The sequence below is a fragment of the Bradyrhizobium paxllaeri genome (assembly GCF_001693515.2).
Classification (GTDB): domain Bacteria; phylum Pseudomonadota; class Alphaproteobacteria; order Rhizobiales; family Xanthobacteraceae; genus Bradyrhizobium; species Bradyrhizobium paxllaeri.
Genome location: NZ_CP042968.1, coordinates 2,326,623 through 2,349,875 on the forward strand (window position 1 = coordinate 2,326,623; position 23,253 = coordinate 2,349,875).

General features: G+C 64.9%; 19 protein-coding genes. 13 read left to right on the forward strand and 6 right to left on the reverse strand.

Annotated elements, in window-relative coordinates; genetic code table 11:
* The 6 genes from LMTR21_RS10945 (at nucleotide 1) to LMTR21_RS10970 (ending at nucleotide 5,438) form a co-directional block, all read left to right on the forward strand.
* Nucleotides 1–321, forward strand: a complete 321-nt coding sequence (locus tag LMTR21_RS10945; RefSeq protein ID WP_065753737.1) for an AtuA-related protein — start codon at nucleotides 1–3, stop codon at nucleotides 319–321.
* Between the two features lie 27 nt (nucleotides 322–348).
* Nucleotides 349–1,701, forward strand: a complete 1,353-nt coding sequence (locus tag LMTR21_RS10950; RefSeq protein ID WP_065753736.1) for an amidase — start codon at nucleotides 349–351, stop codon at nucleotides 1,699–1,701.
* On the forward strand, nucleotides 1,694–2,380 hold the full coding sequence (locus LMTR21_RS10955) for a DUF2848 domain-containing protein (RefSeq protein ID WP_065753749.1): 687 nt from the start codon (nucleotides 1,694–1,696) through the stop codon (nucleotides 2,378–2,380). Before LMTR21_RS10950 ends, LMTR21_RS10955 begins: the two co-directional genes overlap by 8 nt.
* 164 nt (nucleotides 2,381–2,544) lie before the next feature.
* Complete coding sequence (locus tag LMTR21_RS10960; RefSeq protein WP_065753735.1) at nucleotides 2,545–3,288, forward strand: 2OG-Fe(II) oxygenase; 744 nt, start codon at nucleotides 2,545–2,547, stop codon at nucleotides 3,286–3,288.
* 12 nt (nucleotides 3,289–3,300) lie between these two features.
* Nucleotides 3,301–3,954 carry a DNA oxidative demethylase AlkB gene (gene alkB, locus LMTR21_RS10965; protein ID WP_065753734.1) on the forward strand — a complete coding sequence of 218 codons (654 nt, stop codon included), beginning with the start codon at nucleotides 3,301–3,303 and terminating at the stop codon, nucleotides 3,952–3,954.
* Nucleotides 3,955–4,196: 242 nt separating this feature from the next.
* A complete protein-coding gene (locus tag LMTR21_RS10970; protein WP_065753733.1) occupies nucleotides 4,197–5,438 on the forward strand; it encodes an MFS transporter in 1,242 nt (413 codons plus the stop codon).
* On the opposite strand, the gene LMTR21_RS10975 is transcribed toward LMTR21_RS10970, so the two are convergent.
* From LMTR21_RS10975 to hpaH, 6 genes are all read right to left on the reverse strand, one after another.
* A complete protein-coding gene (locus LMTR21_RS10975; protein ID WP_065753732.1) occupies nucleotides 5,435–7,066 on the reverse strand; it encodes a thiamine pyrophosphate-dependent enzyme in 1,632 nt (543 codons plus the stop codon). The two genes, LMTR21_RS10970 and LMTR21_RS10975, sit on opposite strands and share 4 nt — an antisense overlap.
* A gap of 28 nt (nucleotides 7,067–7,094) precedes the next feature.
* The gene (locus LMTR21_RS10980; protein WP_065753731.1) at nucleotides 7,095–7,964 is read right to left on the reverse strand and encodes a fumarylacetoacetate hydrolase family protein; all 870 of its coding nucleotides are present in this window, start codon (nucleotides 7,962–7,964) and stop codon (nucleotides 7,095–7,097) included.
* 5 nt (nucleotides 7,965–7,969) lie between these two features.
* Nucleotides 7,970–8,953: a 3,4-dihydroxyphenylacetate 2,3-dioxygenase gene (hpaD, locus tag LMTR21_RS10985; protein ID WP_065753730.1), complete on the reverse strand. Its 984-nt coding sequence runs from the start codon at nucleotides 8,951–8,953 to the stop codon at nucleotides 7,970–7,972.
* Between the two features lie 111 nt (nucleotides 8,954–9,064).
* Nucleotides 9,065–10,600 (reverse strand): 5-carboxymethyl-2-hydroxymuconate semialdehyde dehydrogenase, encoded by a 1,536-nt coding sequence (gene hpaE / locus LMTR21_RS10990; RefSeq protein WP_065753729.1) that lies wholly within the window; start codon nucleotides 10,598–10,600, stop codon nucleotides 9,065–9,067.
* Nucleotides 10,593–10,991: a 5-carboxymethyl-2-hydroxymuconate Delta-isomerase gene (locus LMTR21_RS10995; protein ID WP_065753728.1), complete on the reverse strand. Its 399-nt coding sequence runs from the start codon at nucleotides 10,989–10,991 to the stop codon at nucleotides 10,593–10,595. Before LMTR21_RS10995 ends, hpaE begins: the two co-directional genes overlap by 8 nt.
* A gap of 23 nt (nucleotides 10,992–11,014) precedes the next feature.
* Nucleotides 11,015–11,821 carry a 2-oxo-hept-4-ene-1,7-dioate hydratase gene (gene hpaH, locus LMTR21_RS11000; RefSeq protein ID WP_065753727.1) on the reverse strand — a complete coding sequence of 269 codons (807 nt, stop codon included), beginning with the start codon at nucleotides 11,819–11,821 and terminating at the stop codon, nucleotides 11,015–11,017.
* Nucleotides 11,822–11,968: 147 nt separating this feature from the next.
* On the opposite strand from hpaH, the gene hpaR reads away from it, so the two are divergent.
* From hpaR to LMTR21_RS11035, 7 genes are all read left to right on the forward strand, one after another.
* The gene (hpaR, locus tag LMTR21_RS11005) at nucleotides 11,969–12,505 is read left to right on the forward strand and encodes a homoprotocatechuate degradation operon regulator HpaR (RefSeq protein ID WP_065753726.1); all 537 of its coding nucleotides are present in this window, start codon (nucleotides 11,969–11,971) and stop codon (nucleotides 12,503–12,505) included.
* 213 nt (nucleotides 12,506–12,718) lie between these two features.
* Nucleotides 12,719–13,804 (forward strand): malate/lactate/ureidoglycolate dehydrogenase, encoded by a 1,086-nt coding sequence (locus LMTR21_RS11010; RefSeq protein ID WP_065753724.1) that lies wholly within the window; start codon nucleotides 12,719–12,721, stop codon nucleotides 13,802–13,804.
* Between the two features lie 51 nt (nucleotides 13,805–13,855).
* Entirely contained in the window at nucleotides 13,856–14,635 is a 780-nt protein-coding gene (locus LMTR21_RS11015; RefSeq protein WP_057838365.1) for an HpcH/HpaI aldolase family protein, read from the forward strand.
* An 80-nt stretch (nucleotides 14,636–14,715) separates the two neighbouring features.
* Nucleotides 14,716–16,239, forward strand: a complete 1,524-nt coding sequence (locus tag LMTR21_RS11020) for a UxaA family hydrolase (protein ID WP_065753723.1) — start codon at nucleotides 14,716–14,718, stop codon at nucleotides 16,237–16,239.
* A gap of 237 nt (nucleotides 16,240–16,476) precedes the next feature.
* The gene (locus tag LMTR21_RS11025) at nucleotides 16,477–19,746 is read left to right on the forward strand and encodes a transglutaminase family protein (protein WP_065753722.1); all 3,270 of its coding nucleotides are present in this window, start codon (nucleotides 16,477–16,479) and stop codon (nucleotides 19,744–19,746) included.
* 22 nt (nucleotides 19,747–19,768) lie between these two features.
* Complete coding sequence (locus LMTR21_RS11030; RefSeq protein ID WP_065753721.1) at nucleotides 19,769–22,279, forward strand: circularly permuted type 2 ATP-grasp protein; 2,511 nt, start codon at nucleotides 19,769–19,771, stop codon at nucleotides 22,277–22,279.
* Complete coding sequence (locus tag LMTR21_RS11035; protein ID WP_065753720.1) at nucleotides 22,276–23,154, forward strand: transglutaminase family protein; 879 nt, start codon at nucleotides 22,276–22,278, stop codon at nucleotides 23,152–23,154. Before LMTR21_RS11030 ends, LMTR21_RS11035 begins: the two co-directional genes overlap by 4 nt.
* Nucleotides 23,155–23,253: the final 99 nt, after the last annotated feature.

A 23,253-nucleotide genomic window follows, 5' to 3' on the forward strand; every position in this document is an offset into this window, starting at 1 on the left:
GTGAAGCTGCGCGAGATCGCTCATTCCCGCACCGGCGACAAGGGCAACATCTCCAACATCTCCGTCATCGCCTATGATGCGAAGCACTATCCGCTGTTGCTCGAACAAGTTACCGCTGTGCGGGTCAAGGCTCATTTCGCCGGTGTTGTTCAAGGCGAGGTGGTTCGTTATGAACTGCCCAACCTGTCTGCGCTGAATTTCGTGATGGACCACGCGCTGGGAGGGGGCGTTACCCGCTCGCTGGCCCTCGATGCACACGGCAAATCGCTGAGTTCGGCGCTGCTCGATCTCGATATCGTGCTCGCGCCGGACGGCAAGTAATGGCAAACAATAAAGAGACCGACGATCATGCCCGCTAATCCGACACTCGCCTCCCTTGCCGCCGATCTCGCCGCCGGACGCACCACCGCACGCAAACTGGTCGAGGAGTGTCTGGCCAGAATTGCCGATCCTGCCGGCGAAGGCCCGCGCGCCTTTATTCATGTCGACAAGCACGCCGCAATATCGGCGGCGGATGCGATGGATCATTTGCGCAAAGCGCACGCCGCACCGTCCCCCTATGCGGGTATTCCCGTCTCGATCAAGGATCTCTACGACATCAAGGGGCAGGTGACCCGCGCTGGCTCCCGCGCGCTGGAAGATTCTGCGCCGGCTGAAGCCGATGCGCCTGTCGTGGCGCGGCTGCGGCGCGCCGGCTTCATCGTGATCGGCCGCACCAACATGACCGAATTCGCCTATTCCGGCATCGGCATCAATCCGCATTACGGCACGCCGAAGAGCGTGTTCAATCGCAGCGTCGGTCACGTGCCCGGCGGCTCATCTTCGGGGGCTGCGGTCTCGATCGCGGACGGCATGGCCTATGGCGCGCTCGGCACCGATACCGGCGGCTCCTGCCGGATTCCGGCGGCCTATAACGGCATCGTCGGGTACAAGCCGACGCAGGCGCGCGTGCCGCTCGACGGCGGCGTGCCGCTGTCGTCCTCACTCGACAGCTTTGGCCCGCTGGCGCGCTCGGTTGGCTGCTGCGCGGTGCTCGACGCCGTGCTCGCGGATGAAGCCGTGCAGCCGCTGCAGCCGCGCCCGATCAAGGGTATACGGCTCGCGGTGCCGACCACGATCGCGCTCGACGATCTCGACGAGGAGGTCGCAAAGACCTTCGAGCGCGCGCTGGAAACGCTCTTGCGCCAGGGCGCGTTGATCGAGCGGATCGAGGTGCCGGAATTCCACGATGTCGGCGTCATGAACAGCAAGGGCGGTTTTGCCGCCGCGGAAAGCTACGCTTGGCACCGCTATTTGCTCACCAGCAAAGGTGACGTCTACGATCCCCGCGTCCGCGTCCGCATCCTGCGCGGCGAAGCCATCAGCGCGGCTGATTATATCGACATCCTCAACGCGCGCCGCTCGTTCATCACGCGCACCGAGCAGCGCATCGCGCCCTATGACGCGCTGGTACTGCCGACCACGGCGAACGCGCCGCCCAGAATCGCCGACCTCGTCGCCGACGACAAGCTGTTCGCTACGGAAAATCTGCGGTCCTTGCGCAACTGCACGCTGATCAACATGCTCGACGGCTGCGCGATCTCGCTGCCGGCGCATCGCGAAGGCGAAACGCCAGTCGGGCTGATGCTTGCGGCATCAGGCGGATCCGACCGTCGCATCTTCGAACTCGCCGCCGGAATGGAGGATGTCATCCGTGTTTGATCTGACCTTCAACGTCGACGACAAGGGCATGCTGACGCCGCTGACGCTGGCGATCGATCAGGCCGTCATCGCCGGCTGGACCGGGCGTGATCCGGTGGCGCGCGACAAGCATATCGCCGAACTCGAGGCGATCGGCATCGCGCGGCCCGCGACGACGCCGATCTACTACCGCTGTTCGGCGCGACGCATTACCCAAGCCGACCGCATCGAGGTGTCAGGCGAAAACTCCAGCGGCGAGGTCGAGTTCGTGCTGATCGGCTGGCAGGGCCGCATCTTCGTCGGCTGCGGCTCCGACCATACCGACCGCAAGGTGGAGAGCTACAGCGTCACCGTCTCCAAGCAGATGTGCGACAAGCCGATGGCCTCCGTGCTGTGGGAGCTGGAGGAGGTCATCGGCCACTGGGACAGGATGATCCTGCGTTCATACGCCACGATCGGCGGAGCGCGCGTGCTGTACCAGGAGGGCACGTTGGATGCGATGCTGCCGGTGAAGGATCTCATCGACCGCGGTTTTGCCGGCAAGGGCCTGCCCGACGGCTGCGCCATGTTCGGCGGCACGTTTGCGGCCAAGGGCGGCATCCGCCCGGCCGATCGCTTCGAGTTCGAGCTGGAGGATCCCGTGTTGAAGCGGAAGATCAGCCACGGCTATGACGTGATCACGATGCCGGTGTTGGGATAAGGCCGCAGCTCCAACCGCCGTCATTGCGAGGAGCGATAGCGACGAAGCAATCCATCTCTCAGCAAGCGAGGACATGGATTGCTTCGCTTCGCTCGCAATGACGGGGATGGAACTCGTCAGAAATCGGGTGGTTTGATCCGGCGCCATTTGCGAGACTGCCCTCCATGAAAGCAACCGCAAAAAAGCTCCATCAACCAACCCTCGACATCGCCGCCCGCGTTGACGCCATCGACTGGACGCAGGTCACCGCCGATCTCGACGCAGAAGGCTGCGCCGTCCTCAAGGGATTGCTGTCGCCGGACGAATGCGCTGCGCTGGCTGCGCTCTATCCGGACGACACAAATTTCCGCAGCCGCATCGTGATGGGACGCCATGGCTTCGGCCGCGGTGAGTACAAGTATTTTTCCTATCCGCTGCCGGACCTGATCGCAGAGTTGCGGCCTTTGCTCTACGCGCAGCTTTGCAGCGTTGCCAATCGCTGGAACGAGACGATGGGGATAGATATCCGCTATCCCGACAAGCATGCCGCATTCCTGAAACGCTGCCATGACGCGGGACAGACACGGCCGACGCCGCTGCTGCTGCAATATGGCGAGGGTGACTACAACTGCCTGCATCAGGACCTCTATGGCGAGCATGTGTTTCCGCTGCAGGTTGCGATCCTGCTGTCGGAACCGGGGCGCGATTTCGAGGGCGGCGAGTTCGTGCTGACGGAGCAGCGGCCGCGGATGCAGTCGCGGCCCGAGGTGGTGCCGCTCAAACAGGGCGATGCGGTTGCCTTTGCTGTGCACCATCGCCCGGTGCAGGGGACGCGCGGGCCGTATCGGGTTAACCTGCGTCATGGCGTCAGCCGTATCAGATCCGGCCATCGCCACACCGTCGGTGTGATCTTTCACGATGCCAAATGAGTGCGGACTGAATTGACTGCGGATTTGTTCGAGAGTGTTGGCGACACGCGCCCATCGCGCGAGGTGATGGCGGAGGGCGCAGTATTGCTGCGCGGCTTTGCGCGACCGTTCGAGGCCGAGCTGCTTCCGGCACTGCGTGCGATCGTCAAACAGGCGCCGTTCCGGCATCTGATCACGCCGGGCGGGCACCGCATGTCGGTCGCGATGACCAATTGCGGCAGTGTCGGCTGGGTGTCGGACCCCACCGGTTACCGCTATGACGCCATCGACCCCGAGTCCGGACAGAAGTGGCCGGCGATGCCGCCTGTGCTGCGCAGACTCGCGGCCGATGCTGCTGCAGACGCCGGTTTCGGCGGCTTCGGGCCGGAGGCCTGCCTGATCAACCGCTATGTATCAGGCGCGAAGCTGTCACTGCATCAGGACAGGGACGAACTCGATCTTGGTGCGCCCATCGTCTCGGTCTCGCTCGGGCTGCCCGCAATCTTCCTGTTCGGCGGCCCGAAGCGCGCCGACAGGCCAAACCGCTACCGGCTCGAGCACGGCGACGTCGTGGTCTGGGGCGGCCCGTCGCGCCTGTTCTTTCACGGTGTTGCGCCGCTCGCTGACGGCGAGCATCCCGTCATGGGCCGCCAGCGGATCAATCTGACTTTTCGCAAAGTGCGCTGATTTTCCTTCTCCCCTTGTGGGAGAAGGTGGCATAGGCGGCCTATGGCCGCCGTCTCTTAGAACGCCGGTGCTTCGCACCGGTTATGGCGCCGGATGAGGGGTTCTCTCCGCGGAGACAGACCCCGCATCCGTCTCGCTGCCGCTTCGCGTCAGCGATCCACCTTCTCCCACAAGGGGAGAAGGGGAAGAGACGTTCCATCCATCGTTTTCATCGTCTATGCTCCCTCCGCCAGGGGGGCAACATGACTACATCATCAGAGGCGACGTCCGATAGCACCGCCGCCGCCAACCGCACCGGCGTCTATCTCGCCGTGCTGCAACTGGTCTTCACGCTGGGCTGGACCACCTACGTCATCTACCTGCCAAAGCTGTGCGCTGAAGTCGGCATCGCGCCATCGGCCGTGATCCTGATCCTGATGCTGGATCAGGCGATCTTCACCATCACCGACACCGCGATGGGTATTGCCGCCGACAGGATCGCGCCGTTTGTCGGCAAGCTTGGCGTATTCGTCGGCGCATTGACCGCGATCTCGTGCGCGGCCTTTGTCGCGCTGCCGTTCGTGGCGGGTACCGGGCCCGCCGCGCAGGTCTGGTTTATCGGACTGATCCTGATCTGGGTGGTGACGTCATCCGCCTTGCGCGCGCCACCGCTGACGCTGCTCGGCAAATACGCCGCGCGGCCGGCCATCCCGTTTCTCGCGGCGCTGACCATGCTCGGCTACGGTCTGGCAGGCGCGGTCTCGCCCTATCTCGGCGTGGTGCTGCGCAGCCACGATCCGCGGCTGCCCTTCGTGATCTCGGGCGCCGTGCTGCTGCTCACCACGCTGGCCTTGTCCAGGGTCGAGCGCGATCTGGCGCAGGCGCCGCCGGCCGCGAAACAGCCGGCCGCGCCGGCAAAATCGCTGGGCGCGGTGCCGATGTCTTTCATCGCCTCGATGGTCATCCTCTCCCTCGGCTATCAGTTGCATTTCTCCATCAACAGCACGCCGTTCTTCCTGCGCTTTGCCAAGCCGGACGAATTGCAATGGCTGATGCCGGTGTTCTGGATCGGCTTCAACATCGCGATGTTTCCGGCAAGCGTCGTGGTCAAGCACCGCGGCGGGCTGATCGTGATGGGCGCGGCCGGCTTGCTCGGCGCGCTGGCGGTGCTGGCTGCGGAAATGGCCGGCAATCTCAATATCCTGATTGCGGCGCAGTTCCTGGCCGGCGCGGCGTGGGGCTGCATGCTGATGGCCGCGGTTTCAGCGGCGCTGGCGATCGGGGAGACCGGCGCGGAAGGAAAGGTGGTGGGGCTCGTCTTCTCGGCTCTGGCGCTCGCGACCTTTGCGCGCATGGCCGCGGTTGCCGGCGGCCTGCAGAAGCTGCCGGAATATGCGCCGCTGTTGCACTGGGCGCCGGTGGCGTGCTGGTCGGTGGCCGGTGCGGGGCTGCTGGTAATCGCAGCCTCGCGGATGCGGCGCGGTGTGGTGGCAAAGCAGATCTAGGCGTTCTTCGGCGGGTGGATGAACGCCCACGGGCTCACTTCCGAATCCGTCGGCACCTCCACCGAGATCACGTAAGGCCCGCCATCGGCCAGCGCCTTTTCCAGCGCAGGCTTGAACTGATCCGGCGCGGTCACGCGCGCCGCACCCGCACCGAAGGATTCGGCGAGTTTGACGAAATCCGGATTGACCAGATCGGAGGCCACGACGCGTCCGTCAAAATGCTGGCGCTGGTCGCGGCGCACATTGCCGTAGGCGTTGTTGTTGAACACCAGCGTCACCACGCCGATCTTGAACTGCACGGCGGTCGACAATTCCTGCACGCCGAACATGAAGCCGCCGTCGCCGGTGATCGCAACCACAGGCTTGTCAGGGTTGGCGACCTTGGCGCCGAGCGCGGTCGGGAAGCCGGAGCCGAGCGTGCCCTGATAGCCTGACGTGATGAAGGTGCGCGGCTCGTAGATCGGAAAGCCGTACCAGGAGGCGAAGCCGACCTGCGACAGCTCGTCGGTGACGATGGCGTTCGCCGGCAGCACCTCGCGCAGGATGTTCAGGTAGGCCATCTGCGGCTGAACTTTTTGAATCTCCTCCAGCGCCGCCGCCGTCGCGTCGCGGATTTCGGTGCGCCGGCCGCTGGTCTTGCTGTAACCGGCCTTCTTCACGGCCGCCACGAGATCGGCCGTACCGGCCTTGGCGTCGGCGACGATCGCGGCGTCGGACACCAGCCGCCGCATCTCGGCCGGATCGATATCGATACGAACGGATTTCAGCCCCTTAGGCTGATAGGGCCAGCGGAAGCCCGACGTCGGCAGCTCGGCGCGGGTGCCGATCGCGATCATCAGATCGGTGGTCGGCCACAGCTTGTAGCCTGCCGCCATGGTCAGACCCAGCTCATGCGCGTTGGAGACGATGCCGCGGCCGCTGCGGAAGGCTACCACGGGCGCGTCGATCATCTCGGCCAGTTCGAGGATTTCCTCGGCGGCATGGATCGCGCCGCTGCCGACGAAGATCATCGGCCGCTTCGCACCCTTGATAAGCGCCGCCGCCGCCTTGATCCTGTCAGGGTCGGGCTGCGGCGCGGGCAGGGCATCGAGCACCGTCGAACGGCCGACCTGCGCGCGCTGGGTGAACACGTCCCATGGCATTTCCACCGACACCGGACCGCGGCGGCCCGACATCATCTCCTGAAACGCGCGCGACACCACGGATGGGGCCGCGTCCGGATATTCGATCCGCTCGGCCCATTTCACGAAGGTGCGCAGCGTCGCCAACTGGTCCGGCATCTCGTGCAGATGGCCGCGGCCCTTGCCGAGGAACGCCGTCGGCACCTGGCCGGTCAGGCACAGCACCGGCTCGTTGCAGCCGAAGGCGGTGAGCAGCGCCGCGCTGGCATTGAGCACGCCGGGCCCGGGCACCACGCTGAACACGCCGGGCTTGCCCGACGAGCGCGCGTAGCCGAAGGCCATGTAGCCGCAGGCCTGCTCGTGCCGCGCGCCGATCACCTTCAACTGCGCCTGGTGGAAAGCGTCGAACAGGCCGTAGATCTGCGCGCCGGGCAGGCCGAACACGGTATCGACGCCGTGGGCGACGAGGCCATTGACGATTGCTTCGCCGCCGGAAGTTGCTTTCATCGTACGATCCACTCGCTTGCAGGATTGGTCAGACTTCGTCGATCACGCCGTTCTTCAGCACGCCGATACCCTCAGCTTCGATCTCGATGATATCACCGGGCTTCAGATAGCGCGGCGGATCGAACCGCGCGCCGGCGCCAGTCGGCGTTCCCGTCACGATAACGTCGCCCGGCACCAGCGTGGTGAAGGTCGAGAGATAGTTGATGAGGTAACGGAAGCCAAAGATCAACCGGCCGGTGCGGTCATCCTGCCGCGTCTCGCCGTTGACCTTGGTGGTCAGGCGGATGTCCGCGATCTGGCTTTCTTGCGTGTAGGGCACGATCCAGGGGCCGAGGCTGCCGGTGGAATCGAAATTCTTGCCTTGCGTGACGTTGAACTTGGCGTGGCGCACCCAGTCGCGGAGCGTGCCCTCGTTGCAGAGCGTGACGGCGGCGATGTGATTCAGCGCGTCGCTCTCCTTGATGTGCCGCCCGGCCTTGCCGATGACCAGCACCAGCTCGCCCTCATAATCGAGCTGCGCCGAGGCGCGCGGGCGCACCAGCGGCGTGTTGTGGCCGACAAAGGAGCGCGGCGTGCGCATGAACATGCTGGGATATTTCGGCGCGTCCTGGCCGTCCTTGTATTCGGCGTTGCGGTCCGGGTAGTTGACGCCGATGCAGATGATCTTTTCCGGCGCGGGGATCGGCGGCTGCCACGTGATCGCATCGAGCGCGTGGTCCGGCTGGTGCCGTGCAGCTTCGTCGGCGAGCTTCTTCAGCGCTCCGGCGGCGATGACCTCGCGCAGCGTCGGATAATCCTTGGCGAAACGAGCGGAGAGATCGACGATGCCGGCATCGGTCACGGCGCCGTATTTCTGCGCGCCGTTGATGGTGTAGGTGGCGAGGCGGGGAGGGGGCATCTTCGTTAGTCCGCGATGGTGACGTCGGCGACGAACGCCGGTTCGCGCACCTTTTGTCCGGTGAAGGGCGAGCCCTCCTCGAACCAGGAGCGCGGCGCGGGCGCGCCCCACAGCGTCTGTCGGCGCGGATCCTTCAGCGACCAGCGCAGCGGCTCATGGTCGTGATCGCCGGTGAAATAGTCGCTGGTGTAGAGTTCGAGGCGATGGCCGTCCGGGTCGCGGACATAGAGAAAGAACGCGTTCGAGATGCCGTGCCGCCCGGGGCCGCGCTCGATGTTCTTCAGATAGCCGCTGGAAGCCATGACGTCGCAGAGGTGCAGGATGTTCATGGCCGTCGGCGTCCAATAGGCGAAGTGGTGCAGGCGAGGGCCGCGGCCATTGGTGATGGCAAAGTCATGGACGTTGCCCTTGCGATGCATCCAGGCGGCCGCGATGCGCCCGTTCGGCCCGTCTTCCTCGCCATATTCGGTCAGGCGGAAACCTAGCCTTGCGTAGAAATCGACGGTGTTCTGCACCTCGGGCGCAAAGACGTTGAAGTGGTCGAGCCGCTGCGGATGGCAGCCTTTATATAGGTCGTAGCGCCGCAGCAGATGCGGGCGCTTCTCCATCGTCGCATAAAGTTCGAGCTGGAAGCCGGCAGGGTCGGTGAATTGCAGCGTGCGGCCCTGGAACGGCTGGTCGACGAAGGCGTAGGCGATGCCGTTCTCGGAGAAGAAGCTGGCGGCCTTGTCGAGGTCGCCGTCATTGCCGACCTTGAAACCGAGCCGGCTGCAGGCCGCGGCTGATGCCTTCCGCAACACCAGCGAGTGATGCTGGTGCTCCTCGCTACCGCGCAGGTACACCGCCTTGTCGTCGGCGTCCTCGACATGGAGGCCGACGGTGTTTTCGTAGAAGGCGCGGCTCTTGCCGAGATCGACGACGTCGAGCACCGCGTGGCTGCAGCGGATGATGTTGAAGGGCGGGTCGAATACGTGTGTCGGCACCGGCATGGGCGTTCCCTTGGGTTGGTTCGGTCATTCCGGGGCGATGCGCAGCATCGAACCCGGAATCTCGAGGTTCCGGGTCTGGTCCTTCGGACCATCCCGGAACGACGGTGGCTGTTACACTCCCAGTCGCTGAATCTTGTGCGTCCCGCGCGCGAGCGAGACGTGCTTGGTCTCCATGTAGAAGTCGAACGAATAGTCACCGCCGTCGCGGCCGATGCCTGAGGCCTTCATGCCGCCGAACGGCGTCGGCAGATGGCGGACGTTTTCGGAGTTCAGCCAGATCATGCCGGCCTCCAGCGCATCCGCGACGCGCAGTGCGCGGCCCATGTCGCCGGTCCAGACATAGCCGGTCAGGCCATACTGCACGCCGTTGGCGATCTCGATGGCGTCCTTCTCGTCCCTGAACGGGATCACGGTCAGGAACGGGCCGAACACTTCCTCCTGCGCCACCCGCATCTTTGAATGCGCGCCGGTGACCAGCGTCGGCTGCACGTAGTGTCCGCCGCCGGGGCCGTCATGCGGTTTGCCGCCGACCGCAATGTTGGCGCCGTCCTTCTTGGCAACCTCGAAATAGCTGCAGACCTTGGCCAGATGCCGCTCATGGATCAGCGGCCCGATTTCGGTGGCCGGGTCGAGGGGATGTCCGACCTTCAGCGCCTTCACCCGCGCCGTCAGCTTCTCGATGAATTTATCGGCGATGTTCTCCTGCACCAGCAGTCGGCTGGAGGAGGTGCAACGCTCGCCGTTCAGCGAGTAGATCATGAAGACGACGGCATCCAGCGCGCGGTCGAGGTCGGCGTCGTCGAACACGATCACCGGGTTCTTGCCGCCGAGCTCGAAATGCACGCGCTTCAGGGTAGGAGCGCCCTGGGCCATGATCGCGGAGCCGGTCGCGCTTTCGCCGACGAAGCCGATCGCCTTGATGGCGGGGTGCTCGGTCAGCGCCTTGCCGGCTTCCTCGCCCATGCCGTGGACGGTGTTGAGCACGCCGTCGGGCAGCCCGGCCTGTTTTGCAAGTTTTGCCAGCAGGTCCGCCGTGACCGGCGACCATTCCGCCGGCTTGTGCACGACGGTGCAGCCGGCGGCGAGCGCCGGCGCGATCTTCCAGGTCGAGAGCATGAACGGCGTGTTCCAGGGCGTGATCACGCCGACCGGGCCGATCGGCACCCGGGTCGAGATGTTCCAATGCTCCTCGGAGGGCGTGTTGAGGCCGTCGCGGGCCTCGCCGCATTTGTCGGCGAAGAAGTGGAAATTTTCGGCCGCCCGGATCGCGGCCTTGGCCATGAAGCGGTGGGCTTGCCCGGTGTCGATGCATTCGAGCACGGCGATGTCGTCGGCGTTGTCCTCGATCGCGTCGGCGACGCGATGCAGCAACTTCTTCCGCGCCGCCGCCGGCATGTCGCGCCAGGACTTGAAGGCCGTTGCGGCTGCGGTCGCGGCGCGGTCGATATCATCAGGCTTGCCGCGGGCGACGGACGCCAGCACCGCGCCGTCAACCGGCGACTTCGTCTCAAAGGTCTGGCCTGAGAACGACGGCACGGTCTTGCCGTCGATCATGTGCCCGATGCCTTCGCTCTTCAGCTTGGCGAGCAGGGGGGCTGCGCGGTCGCGATTGGCCTGAAACATGTCCTTGGGTGTCGCTTTATCCATTGATAGTTTCCACCTTCAGAGCTTCGTGGATGTTGTTGCGTTTCCAGCTTGTTTCCTTGTCGTTGATCTGCATGTCGAACGACAGCGCGAACTTCTCGCGCGCAAACACCGGATCGAGATAGGCCGACAGGGCCTTGAAAATATGTTCGCCGGCCTTCTTGCGGGTGGCGAGGTCGCGGCCCTCGCCGAGCCGCAGCACCATGTCGAGAAAGCTGTAGTTCTGGCGGCCGTCGGCAATCGCATAGTGCTCGCATCTGATGGCGCGGACTCTGATACCACCGAGCGGGAAGATGCCGGTTTCGACCGCGGCCTTGCGAACCAGTTCAACGACCGCGCCCATGTCGACGCGCCCATCGAGATTGCTCGAATATTCAATCGTGAAGTGCGGCATGTTGCGATGGCTCCTGTCGTCCTTCAGGCGAAGTAGCAGCTCACTGAACCGTAAGGGCCATAGTCCGCCTGGATCGTGTCACCCTTCCGGGTCTCGATCGGGCGAATGAACGATCCCGCCAGCACCACCTGTCCCGCTTCAAGCGCCAACCCGTTCGGCGCGATCTTGTTGGCAAGCCAGGCTACCGATGTCGCGGGATGATTGAGAACGCCGGCCGCAAGCCCGGTTTCCTCGAGCTGGCCGTTGCGGAAACAGAGCGCGCCGATCCAGCGCAGGTCGGCGTCCATCGGCCGGATCGGTCGGCCGCCGAGCACGATGCCGGCATTCGCTGCGTTGTCGGCGATGGTATCGAAAATCTTCCGCGTCGCCTTGGTCTGCGGATCGACCCGCTCGACCCTGGTGTCGAGGATTTCGAGCGCAGGCACCACGAAGTCGGTGGCATTGAGCACGTCGAACATGGTGCAATCCGGCCCCGCCAGTCGCGATTTCATGACAAAGGCGAGCTCGGCCTCGACGCGGGTGCCGATGAAGCGGTCCGACGGCACCAGCCCGCCATCGGCAAAGAACATGTCGTCGAGCAGGATGCCGGAGTCAGGCTCGTCGATATTGAGCGCGCTCTGCATCGCCTTCGAGGTCAGGCCGATTTTGTGGCCCTTCACGACGCGGCCCTGGGCGACCTTCATCTCGACCCAGGCTTTCTGAATAGCGTAGGCATCCTCGATCGTTATGGTGGGATGTTCGAGCGAAAGCTGGCGGATCTGCTTGCGCGTCTTCTCGGCCTGATCGAGCCGTGCGGCGGCGCTGCGGATGTCGTCGGTTGAAAGGGCCATGAGCGTCCGGCTGTTTCGGCAAAAAAGCGGGTGCTGAAATTTGTTTAACATGTTAAGTTATCCGGCGCAAACTGATTTGATGCTTGTTGCGCCGCAAAACTTTATCCTTCGCGAGATCGAGGATTCCCCATTGGCGGATCACTGGAGATGACAGGCAAGAAGTCGCCGAACGGATCGCGTTCGGACCAGGAGGGAACACCGGAAGCGCGGCGCGGGCCGATGCGCGAATTCTCGCGTTCGCTGCCGATGTCGCTCTTACGCGCGCGCGAGGCCGTGATGCGCCAGTTCCGTCCGTCCTTGCGCAACCACGGCCTGACCGAGCAGCAATGGCGGATCCTGCGCGCGCTGACGGCGGTGGATACCATCGAGGTGACGGAGCTCGCGCGCGTTGCGTTTCTGCTGGGGCCGAGCCTGTCGCGCATCCTGCGCGACCTCGAAGCGCGCGACCTGATCGAGCGCCGTGCCGCCAAGACGGATTTGCGCCGCGGCGAGGTGTCGATCTCTTCCAAGGGCTTGAAGCTGATCGAAGCGGTGGCGCCGACCTCGGAAGCGATCTACGCCGAGATCACCCAGCGCTACGGCGCGCGCAAACTTGCTGAGCTGCAGGACATGCTGGGCGAACTGGAGCGCAGCCTTGCGGCGATGGAGGTTGCAGGTGAGGGGGACGCCGAAGCGGACGAGTAATCACAAATTTGCATGAAGCTACCGAGCCGGTGCATAGCGGCCGGGCAAATGATTGCAATCATTTGGCTAAATGCGATCGAGGCGAGTAGACATGCACGCGGTTTTTCGCTCAAAGTGCCGGCCAAGCCGGTCATGAAAACCGGCGCGGGAGTCGCGGGCCTGGCTGCTCAAGCGCAGGCTTCCGCCGTGCAAGGACAGGGCTGAAATCCGGACATGGTCACCATCAAAGTCAACAATCTGATCGATTTCGTCGCAGAGGTATTTTCCCATTCGGAATCCTCGCCCGAGGAAGCAAGGCGCATCGCCACCTACCTCACGACCGCCAATCTCACCGGCCATGACAGCCACGGCGTGATCCGGGTTCCCGTGTACATCAGGTGGAAGAAGACCGGTAACGTCATTCCCAACCAGACCCCCGAGATCGTCGTCGATACGCCGTCGCTCGCCGTGGTCGACGGCAAGTTCGGCTATGGCCAGACCGTGACGCCGTTCGCGGTGCGGACCGGCATCGAAAAGTGCAAGAAGGCGGGGCTGTCGGCCATCGCGCTGCGCAATGCCGGGCATATCGGCCGCGTCGGCGACTGGGCCGAGATGGCCGCCGCCGAAGGGCTGGTATCGGTGCACTTCGTCAACGCCGCCGGCTCGCTTTTGGTCGCGCCGTTCGGCGGCGTCCAGAAGCGGCTGTCGACCGCGCCTTATTGCGTCGGCATTCCGCGCACGGGGCAGGACCCGATCGTGCTCGATTTCGCAACTTCCATCGTCGCCGAGGGCAAGGTGCTGGTCGCCAGCCGCGGCGGCAAGAAGCTTCCCACCGGCGCACTGGTCGATGCCGACGGCACGCTGAGCGAGGAGCCGTCCGTGCTCTATGGGCCCTACACTCCGGACGGGCCGCGCGACCACACCAAGGGGACCGGCGCGATCCGCGCCTTCGGCGAGCACAAGGGTTCGGGCCTAGCGTTCATCTGCGAACTGCTCGGCGGTGCGCTCACCGGCACCGGTGCCACCTCGGGTGGCCGGCAATTCGCCAACGGCATGCTCTCCTTCTATGTCGATCCCAAGGTGGTCGACACCGCCAACTTCTTCGACGGCGAAATCTCGCGCTATACCGACTTCATCCGCGAGACCAAGCCGATCGCCGGCGTCGAGTCCGTCCTGGTCCCGGGCGACCCGGAACGGAAGACGCGCGCCGAGCGAACGAAGAACGGCGTGCCGCTGCCTGATGATACCTGGGCTGCGATCGTCAACACCGCCCGCGAGGTCGGCGTCAGCGAGGCCAGCATTCAGCGCGCGACCAGCTAATTCACCTCACAAACTCTAACAATCGTAACGATCACAAAGGGAAAGCGATCAATGGCAACCAACAACGTCAAGAAAGTATGGGCCTCGGGCAAGGCCGTGGTGAACGCGTGGCTCGCGATCCCCTCCGGCTTCTCCGCCGAAGTGATCGCGCAATGCGGCTTCGACAGCGTCACTGTCGACATGCAGCACGGCGTGCAGGATTACCTCTCGATGGTTCAATGCTTCCAGGCGATGAACGGCCACCCGGTGACGCCGATGGTGCGCGTGCCCTGGAACGAGCCTGGCATCATCGGCAAGGTGCTCGACGGCGGCGCCTATGGCGTGATCTGCCCGATGATCAACACCCCGCAGGAAGCCAAGGATCTCGTTCAGTTCGCCAAGTATCCGCCGAAGGGCACGCGCTCGAACGGCCCGATCCGCGCCGGCATGTATGGCTCGGCTGGCTCCTACCAGCAGACCGCGAACGACGAGATCGTGCTGCTGCCGATGATGGAGACCAAGACCGCGGTCGAGAACATGGAAGCGATCCTCGATGTCGAGGGCATCGACGGCGTCTATATCGGCCCGTCCGATCTCGGCTTCTCCTACGGCCTGGTGCCGAAGCTCGACCGCGATGAGCCGGAGATCCTGAAGATCTACGAGAAGATCATCAAGGAGTGCGGCAAGCGCGGCCTCAATCCGGGCATCCACTGCTCGGGCGCCGAGGGCGCCGTGCGCGCCATCAACATGGGCTTCAAGCTGGTGACGCTGTCGAACGAGGTCGGCCTGATGTCGACCTACGCCAAGATGCAGGTGAACCAGACCCGCAAGGACTCCGCCGGCAAGGCGTAAGACCTGAAGACACGAATAGGGAGCGGCGAGTAGGGGATCAATCCGCTACTCGCTGCTCACAACCCTGAGGAGGTACCCAAATGATCCCGGCACCCGTGATCCGCCTGCACCCTGACGATGGCGTGCTGATCGCGCGCGCGAGCCTGCCGCCGGGCATGGTGGTCGCGGACGGCGTCACCACGGTCGAGCGGATTCCGGCGGGCCACAAGGTCGCCATCCGGCCGATCGCCGTGGGCGAGCCGGTGCGTCGCTACGGCCAGATCATCGGCTTTGCCACCGCGCCGATCGCGCCGGGCCAGCACGTGCACACGCAAAACTGCGGCATGGGGGATTTTTCCAAGGACTATGCCTATGGCGTCGACGTCAAGCCGATGCCGAACTTCGATCTGCCCGCGACCTTCGACGGCATCCGCCGCGCCGACGGCCGCGTGGCGACGCGCAATTATATCGGCATCCTGACCTCGGTGAACTGCAGCGCCCATGTCGCCGGCATCGTCGCCGACATGTTCAAGAAGAATCCCTTTACCGGCGATAATCCGCTGGCCGACTATCCGAACGTCGACGGCGTGGTGGCGCTGACCCACAAGACCGGCTGCGGCATGACGCAGAACGAGCCGCTGGCGCTGCTTCGCCGCACGCTCGGCGGTTATGCGCGGCACGCGAATTTCTCCCATGTGGTCGTGCTCGGGCTTGGCTGCGAGGTCAACCAGATCGGCGGGCTGATGGAGGAGCAGAAGCTCGCCGGACGCCTGCGCGCGATGGACATCCAGGAAGTCGGCGGCACCCGCAAGACGGTGGAAGCCGGCGTCGCCTTCGTGAAGGAGGCATTAACGGACGCAAACAAGGTGAAGCGCGAGCCCGTACCGGCGAGCGAATTGACGGTCGCCCTGCAATGCGGCGGCTCCGACGGCTATTCCGGCGTCTCCGCCAATCCAGCACTGGGCGCGGCGAGCGATCTGCTGGTTGCCCACGGCGGCACCGTGATCCTCTCGGAGACGCCTGAAACCTACGGCGCCGAGCACCTCCTGACGCGCCGCGCGGTCAGCCGCGAGGTCGGCGAAAAGCTCGTCGGCCTGATGCGCTGGTGGGAGGAATACACCCAGCGCGAAGGCGCCGAGATGAACGCCAATCCGAGCCCCGGCAACAAGGCCGGCGGCCTCACCACTATCTTGGAGAAGTCACTGGGCGCGATGGCCAAGGCCGGCAGCACCAACCTGGTCGACGTGCTCAATTACGCCGAGCCCATCACCAAGAAGGGCTTTGTCTTCATGGATACGCCCGGCTACGACCCGGTCGCGGCGACCGGGCAGGTAGCCGGCGGCGCCAACATGGTCTGCTTCACCACCGGACGCGGCAGCGTGTTCGGCTGCAAGCCCGCGCCCTCGATCAAGCTCGCCACCAACACGCCGATGTACAAGCGCATGGAAGACGACATGGACGTCAATTGCGGCACCATCCTCGACGGCGAGGAAACCGTGCAGCAATGCGGCCAGCGCATCTTCGAGCTGATGCTGAAAACGGCATCGGGACAGCCGACCAAGAGCGAGAGCTTTGACTTTGGCAGCGCCGAGTTCGCGCCGTGGGTGATCGGGGCGACGATGTGAGTCTGCAATACTCTGGCGTCGTCCCTGCGAACGCAGGGACCCATAGCCACCGGCCTTCGTTGTTGCGGAAGGCGTCTACCGAACTGCCTCGTCGATAGATCACGCGGTATGGGTCCCTGCGTTCGCAGGGACGACAGCGAGGCCGCACTCCCCATAGGCACCCCGTGCCCGTTGTTAATGCTTGATCCCACCCGGAACCGGTGTTCTGCTTAAAAAAGCCGCTGGAGTTTCCGGTCCGTGTCGATCTTCGTCGCACTTCATCACGTCACGCACTACAAATACGACCGACCGATCGATCTCGGCCCGCAAACCGTTCGCCTGCGCCCGGCGCCGCATACGCGCACGCCGATCCTGAGCTATTCGCTCAAGGTCACGCCATCCAATCATTTCGTGAACTGGCAGCAGGATCCGCAGGGCAACTGGCTGGCGCGCTTCGTGTTTCCGGAGAAGGCGTCCGAGTTGAAAATCGAAGTCGACTTCACCGCGCAGATGACGGTGGTCAATCCCTTCGACTTCTTCGTCGAGCCTTACGCCAACGCCTTCCCGTTCCAATACCCCAACGATCTCAAGACCGAGCTTGCGCCGTATCTCGCCACGTCAGAGCAGGGGCCGCTGTTCGCAGCTTACTTGAAGGAGATTCCGCGCGAGGCCGACAGTTCTGTCAATTTTCTGGTCGAACTCAACGCGCAGCTTGCGAAGAAGATCAAGTATCTCATCCGGATGGAGCCGGGGATTCAGACGCCGGAGGAGACGCTGGCGCGCGGCTCCGGATCGTGCCGCGACTCGGCGTGGCTGCTGATCCAGGCCTTGCGGCATCTCGGCCTCGCCGCACGTTTTGTCTCCGGCTATCTCATGCAGTTGCGTCCTGACATCGATCCGGTCGAGGGGCCGCGCGAGGTCGAAAGCGATTTCACCGATCTGCACGCTTGGGCCGAGGCCTATCTGCCCGGTGCGGGCTGGATCGGGTTCGACGTCACCTCGGGCATGCTGACGGGCGAGGGGCATATCCCCGTCGCCGCCACGCCGCATTATCGTTCCGCCGCGCCGGTCTCGGGCAGCGCTGGTTTTGCCGAGGTCGATTTCGGTTTCGAGATGAGCGTCAAGCGCATCCGCGAGGCACCGCGGATCACGCGGCCGTTCTCGGATGAATCCTGGGCGCGTCTCGATGCGCTGGGCGAGCAGGTCGATGCCGATCTCAGAGCTGACGACGTGCGCCTGACCATGGGCGGCGAGCCGACCTTCGTTTCCATCGACGACCTGGAATCGCCGGAATGGAATATCGCCGCCATCGGCCCGACCAAGCAGGCGCTGGCGGACGAACTGATCCGCAAATTGCGCGCACGTTTTGCGCCGGGCGGATTGCTGCATTACGGGCAGGGCAAATGGTACCCGGGCGAAAGCCTGCCGCGCTGGGCGTTCGGCCTCTATTGGCGCAAGGACGGCGTGCCGATCTGGAAGAATGGCGACCTCATTGCTGCTATCGACAGCCCGCGCAAGGCAGTAATCGAAGACGCTCAACAATTCATGGAGCGCACCGCGAAGCGTCTCGGCGTCGATATTGCGTACGTGATGCCGGCCTATGAAGATCCTGTGCACTGGCTGCAGAAGGAAGCCGCGCTTCCGGTAAATGTCGATCCCGCCGACCCTAAACTCAGCGATCCCGAGGAACGATCCCGCATGGCGCGGGTGTTCGATGAAGGGCTCAACAAGGCCAGAGGGTTCGTGCTGCCGATTCAGCACGCGGACACCGACGGTTCAGGCTGGATGAGCGAGTGCTGGCAGCTTCGGCGCAGCCATCTGTTCCTGATCCCGGGCGACTCTCCGCTCGGGCTACGGCTGCCGATGGCGTCGCTGCCGCATGTCGAGCCGGAAGAATATCCCTACATCGTCGAGCAGGATCCGATGGAGCCCCGGCTCGAACTTGCGGCCGAGGAGGACGCGGTGGCGGATGGCGTGCCCTCGCGGCTGGCGCAGAAGCCGAAGCAGCCCAAGCCGGTGCGCACGGCAACATCAGTCGAAATCCGCGACGGCGTATTGTGCGTCTTCATGCCGCCGGTCGAGAGAGTGGAGGACTATCTCGAACTGATCGCAGCGGTGGAGGCGACCGCCGAGGAGATGCAGATCCCGGTTCATGTCGAGGGCTATGGGCCGCCTTACGATCCGCGCATCGAGGTCATCAAGGTGACGCCCGATCCCGGCGTGATCGAGATCAACGTCCAACCGGCACAGAGCTGGCGCGAGGCGGTCGATATCACCTTCGGCCTGTACGAAGACGCCGCAAAGGTGCGCCTCGGCGCCAACCGCTTTCTGGTCGACGGCCGCCACACCGGCACCGGCGGCGGCAACCATGTCGTGGTCGGCGGCAGCACGCCGGAAGCCTCGCCGTTCCTGCGCCGCCCGGATTTGCTGAAAAGCCTCGTCTTGTACTGGCAGCGCCATCCGTCGCTGTCCTACCTGTTCTCCGGCATGTTCATCGGCCCGACCAGCCAGGCGCCGCGCATCGACGAGGCTCGGCATGATGGGCTCTATGAGCTGGAGATCGCGCTCTCGCATGTGCCGCCGCCGGATGTGGAGGCCCCGCTATGGCTGGTCGATCGCCTGTTCCGGCATATCCTCGTCGACATCACCGGCAATACCCACCGCGCCGAAATCTGCATCGACAAACTCTATTCGCCCGATGGCTCGACCGGCCGCCTCGGGCTGGTCGAATTCCGCGCGCTCGAAATGCCGCCGGACCCGCGGATGTCGCTGGCGCAGCAGCTTCTGATCCGCGCGCTGATCGCAAAGCTCTGGCGCGAACCCCAACAAGGCAAGTTCGTGCGTTGGGGCACCGCGCTGCATGATCGCTTCATGCTGCCGCATTTCCTCTGGGAGGATTTTCTCGGCGTGCTCGATGAGCTCAGGCTGTCAGGCTACGAGTTTTCGCCGGAATGGTATTCGGCCCAGCTCGAATTTCGGTTTCCGGTGTTCGGCCGCGTCCATCATGGCGGCGTCGCGCTGGAATTGCGGCAGGCGCTGGAGCCATGGCATGTGCTGGGTGAGGAGGGCTCGGCCGGCGGCACGGTGCGCTATGTCGATTCCTCGGTGGAACGCCTGCAGGTCAAGGCGACAGGATTTGTCGAGGGCCGCCATGTCGTGACCTGCAACGGCCGGCGGATGCCGATGACGCCAACCGGCCGCGCCAGCGAGGCGGTTGCTGCCGTCCGCTTCAAGGCCTGGCAGCCGGCCTCGGGGCTGCACCCGACCATTCCGGTGCACGCACCGCTGACATTTGACTTGATTGATAGCTGGAACGGCCGCTCGCTCGGTGGCTGCGTCTACCACGTCGCCCATCCCGGCGGCCGCAACTACGACACCAAGCCGGTTAATTCCTACGAGGCGGAGGCGCGGCGGCTAGCCCGGTTTCAGGATCACGGCCACACCCCGGGCAAAATCGAGCCGCCGCCCGAGGAACGCACCATTGAATTCCCTTTGACACTCGACTTGAGGACGCCGCTCCTGATCTAATCGGCAGTCTCGGGGAATCGGAATGTCAGGCCAGGGCAACAACCAGGACAGCAAGGCCCGTCCGGGCCAGCGCCGGATGGCGCAGTGGACGCGCGACTATGCGCGCCTGCCCGGAATCCCTGACGAATATATCGGGCCAGATGGCGCGCCCCGCGCGGCCTGGGCCCGCTTCTTCGATGCCTTTGCGGCGCTTTCGCCCGTCGATATCGAGCGGCGTTTCGCCTCCGCCGACCGGCATCTGCGCGAGGCCGGCGTCACCTACCGCGCGCCCGGTGAGACCGCCGACCGGCTGTGGCCGCTCAGCCATCTGCCGCTGATCATCGACGAGGCCGACTGGCAGCAACTGACCACGGGCATCGCACAGCGCGCGCAGTTGTTCGAAATGATCCTGCGCGATCTCTATGGCGAGGGCCGGCTGGTCACCGAGGGGGCGGTGCCGGCGGCCGCGATTGCCGGCAGCAACGAATATCTGCGCGCCGTCTGCGGCGTCAAACCGCCCGGCGGACGTCATCTCCATTTCTATGCCGCCGATGTCGGCCGCGGCCCCGATGGCCGCTGGTGGGTGTTGAACGACCGCACGCAGGCGCCGTCGGGCGCGGGCTACGCACTGGAAAACCGTCTGGTGCTCTCGCGCGTCTTTTCCAATCTCTACAAGTCGATGAACGTCGAGCGTGTCGCCCCGTTCTTCGAGGCGTTCCGCGACTCGCTTCGCGCCAGCGCCGACCGCGACGAGCCGCGCATCGGCCTGCTGACGCCGGGCGCCTTCAGCGAAACCTATTTCGAGCACGCGACGCTGGCGCGCTATCTCGGATTCCTGCTGGTCGAGGGCGACGATCTCGCCGTCAGCGGCGACCGCATCCATATCCGCACCGTCGCGGGGCTGAAGCGGCTCGACGTGCTGCTGCGGCGGGTCGATTCCAATTTCCTCGATCCGCTCGAACTCGATGCCTCCTCGCAGCTCGGCGTGCCGGGCCTGATCGACGTCGTGCGCAAGAGCGGCGTGGTGGTCGCCAACATGCCGGGATCGGGCGTGCTGGAGGCGAGGGCGCTGCTCGGCTTCCTGCCCAGCCTGTGCCGGCGTCTGCTCGGCGAGACCTTGATCATGCCGCACGTCGCGACCTGGTGGTGCGGCCAGAAATCCGCGCGCGAGGAGGTGCTGTCGCGGCTCGAGGATTTCGCGATCGAGGGCGCCTATGGCCGGGCTGTTCCGGGCTTTTCCAGCCATGGGCCCGTGCTTGCCGGCGAATTGTCACCATCCGAGCGCGACCGGCTCCGGCAGGCGATCACCGACCGCGGCATCGACTACGTCGGCCAGGAGCTGGTGCGGCTGTCGACGACGCCGGTGTGGGAGCAGGGGCGGATCACGCCGCGCCCGTTCGTGCTCCGGGTATTTGCCGCGGCCACGCCGCAAGGCTGGACCATATTGCCCGGCGGCTTCTGCCGGATCGCCGACCAACCCGATGCCCGCGCGGTGTCGATGGGGGACGGCGCGCGCGCGGCTGATGTCTGGGTGGTTTCCGACAAGGCGGTCTCGACGTCGACGCTGCTGCCCGCCGCCGAAACCGTGCGAATCAGGCGGATCGCCGGCGTGGTGCCGAGCCGCGCCGCGGACAATCTGTTCTGGCTCGGCCGCTATCTCGAACGCGCCGAGGCGACGCTGCGGTTGATCCGTGCGCTCGGCACCTCGACGCGCGATCCGGCCAACGGCGCGCCAACCGCGCTGCATTCGGTCGAGCGCATCCAGCGCATTTTGGTCACGTGGGGCGCGACCTCCCAGGCGACGCGGACCAACCCGGCGCGGGTCATCGCCGAGGCGCTGCAGAGCGAGGAGAAGTTCGGCTCGGCGTTGTCCCTGGTGCGATCGGTACAACGCACCGCGAGCTCGTTGCGCGAGCGGCTCTCGCCCGACGCCTGGCAGATCATCACCGAGATGGTGGAGCGCCTTGCGCTGCAGGTCGACGACGACGACAGCGTCGTCAGCGCCGCCGAACTGACGCTGCAGGAGCTGGCGAGCCTTGCCGGCCTCGCACAGGAGAACATGAACCGCGCCGCCGGCTGGCGCTTCCTCGACATGGGCCGCCGCGCCGAGCGCGCCATCAACACGGTGCGGTTTGCGCGGCAGTTTGCCTATGACGAGGCGGGCGAGGATGACCTCGACGCACTGCTGACGCTGGTGGATTGCCAGATCACCTACCGCTCGCGTTATCTGGTCGGCCCCGCGCTGGCGCCGGTGCGGGATCTCGCGGTTCTCGATCCCTATAATCCGCGATCGGTCGCGTTTCAGGTGGCGACGCTGAATGATCATATCGCAGCCCTGCCGAGCCTGAAGGAATACGGTCTGATCGAGCGGCCGCAACGGTTGGCCGTGGCCTTGCAGGCGACGCTGACGACGGCCGAGGCCGCAACGCTCGACGTCACGACCCTGTTCGCGCTCGAACAGTCTTTGCTCAACCTCGCCGACGCGATCGGTCAGCATTATTTCCCGCACGGACCGCATGCGAGCCGGCCGGAGAAGCTGACGGGCCTCGCGTGATCTACGACATCCGTCACGTCACGACCTATGCTTACGAGAGCGCGGTGAGCTTTGCGCGCTGCTCGCTGCGGCTGGAGCCGCGCAGCAGCGACGGGCAGCAATTGATCTCGCACTCGGTCGAGATCCGGCCGCGGCCGGCCGAGCGCACGGTACGGCGCGACTTTTTCGGAACCCATACCGAGAGCGTGCTGATCGAGACCGCGCATCGCAATCTGCGGATCGATTCCCGCTCGCGGGTTTCAGTTTCGCGCCAGGCGCCTGCTCGCGCGGCGTCCAGCCCGTCCTGGGAGCGTATCCGCGACGTCGCATTCGAGGCGACCAGCCTCGGCCCCGCGTCACCGGTCGGATACGTCTTTGCGAGTTCGCTGGTGCCGGTGCTGGCGCCGCTCACCGCCTATGCCGCGCCAAGCTTCCCGCCTGATGGCGGTATCCTCGCGGGCGCCGTCGACCTGATGTCCCGGATCCGCCGTGATTTCCGGTACGACCCCAAGGCCACCGTGATTTCGACGCCGCTCAAGGAGGTGCTCGAAAAGCGCCACGGCGTCTGCCAGGACTTTGCCCATGTGATGATTGCGGGCCTGCGCGGGCTCGGCCTGCCGGCGGCCTACGTCAGCGGCTATCTCCGCACCATTCCGCCCGCCGGCCAGCCGCGCCTGCAGGGCGCCGACGCCAGCCATGCCTGGGTGTCGGTCTGGTGCGGCCCCGAGCTCGGCTGGATCGGCTTCGACCCGACCAACGATCTCCTGGTCGAGAACGACCATATCATCCTGTCGATCGGCAGGGACTTTTCCGACGTTTCCCCGGTCGACGGCATCATCGTCGGATCGCGGAAGCAGAAGCTTGGCGTGGCCGTGGACGTGGTGCTGGTGGAGTGAGGCCTTCCTATGACCGATCGCGCCTGTCGCATTCTGCGGAACAAATCTACGTGCTCGTGCGTCGCGATGGTGACATAACGCCGTTGTTTATCGTACCCG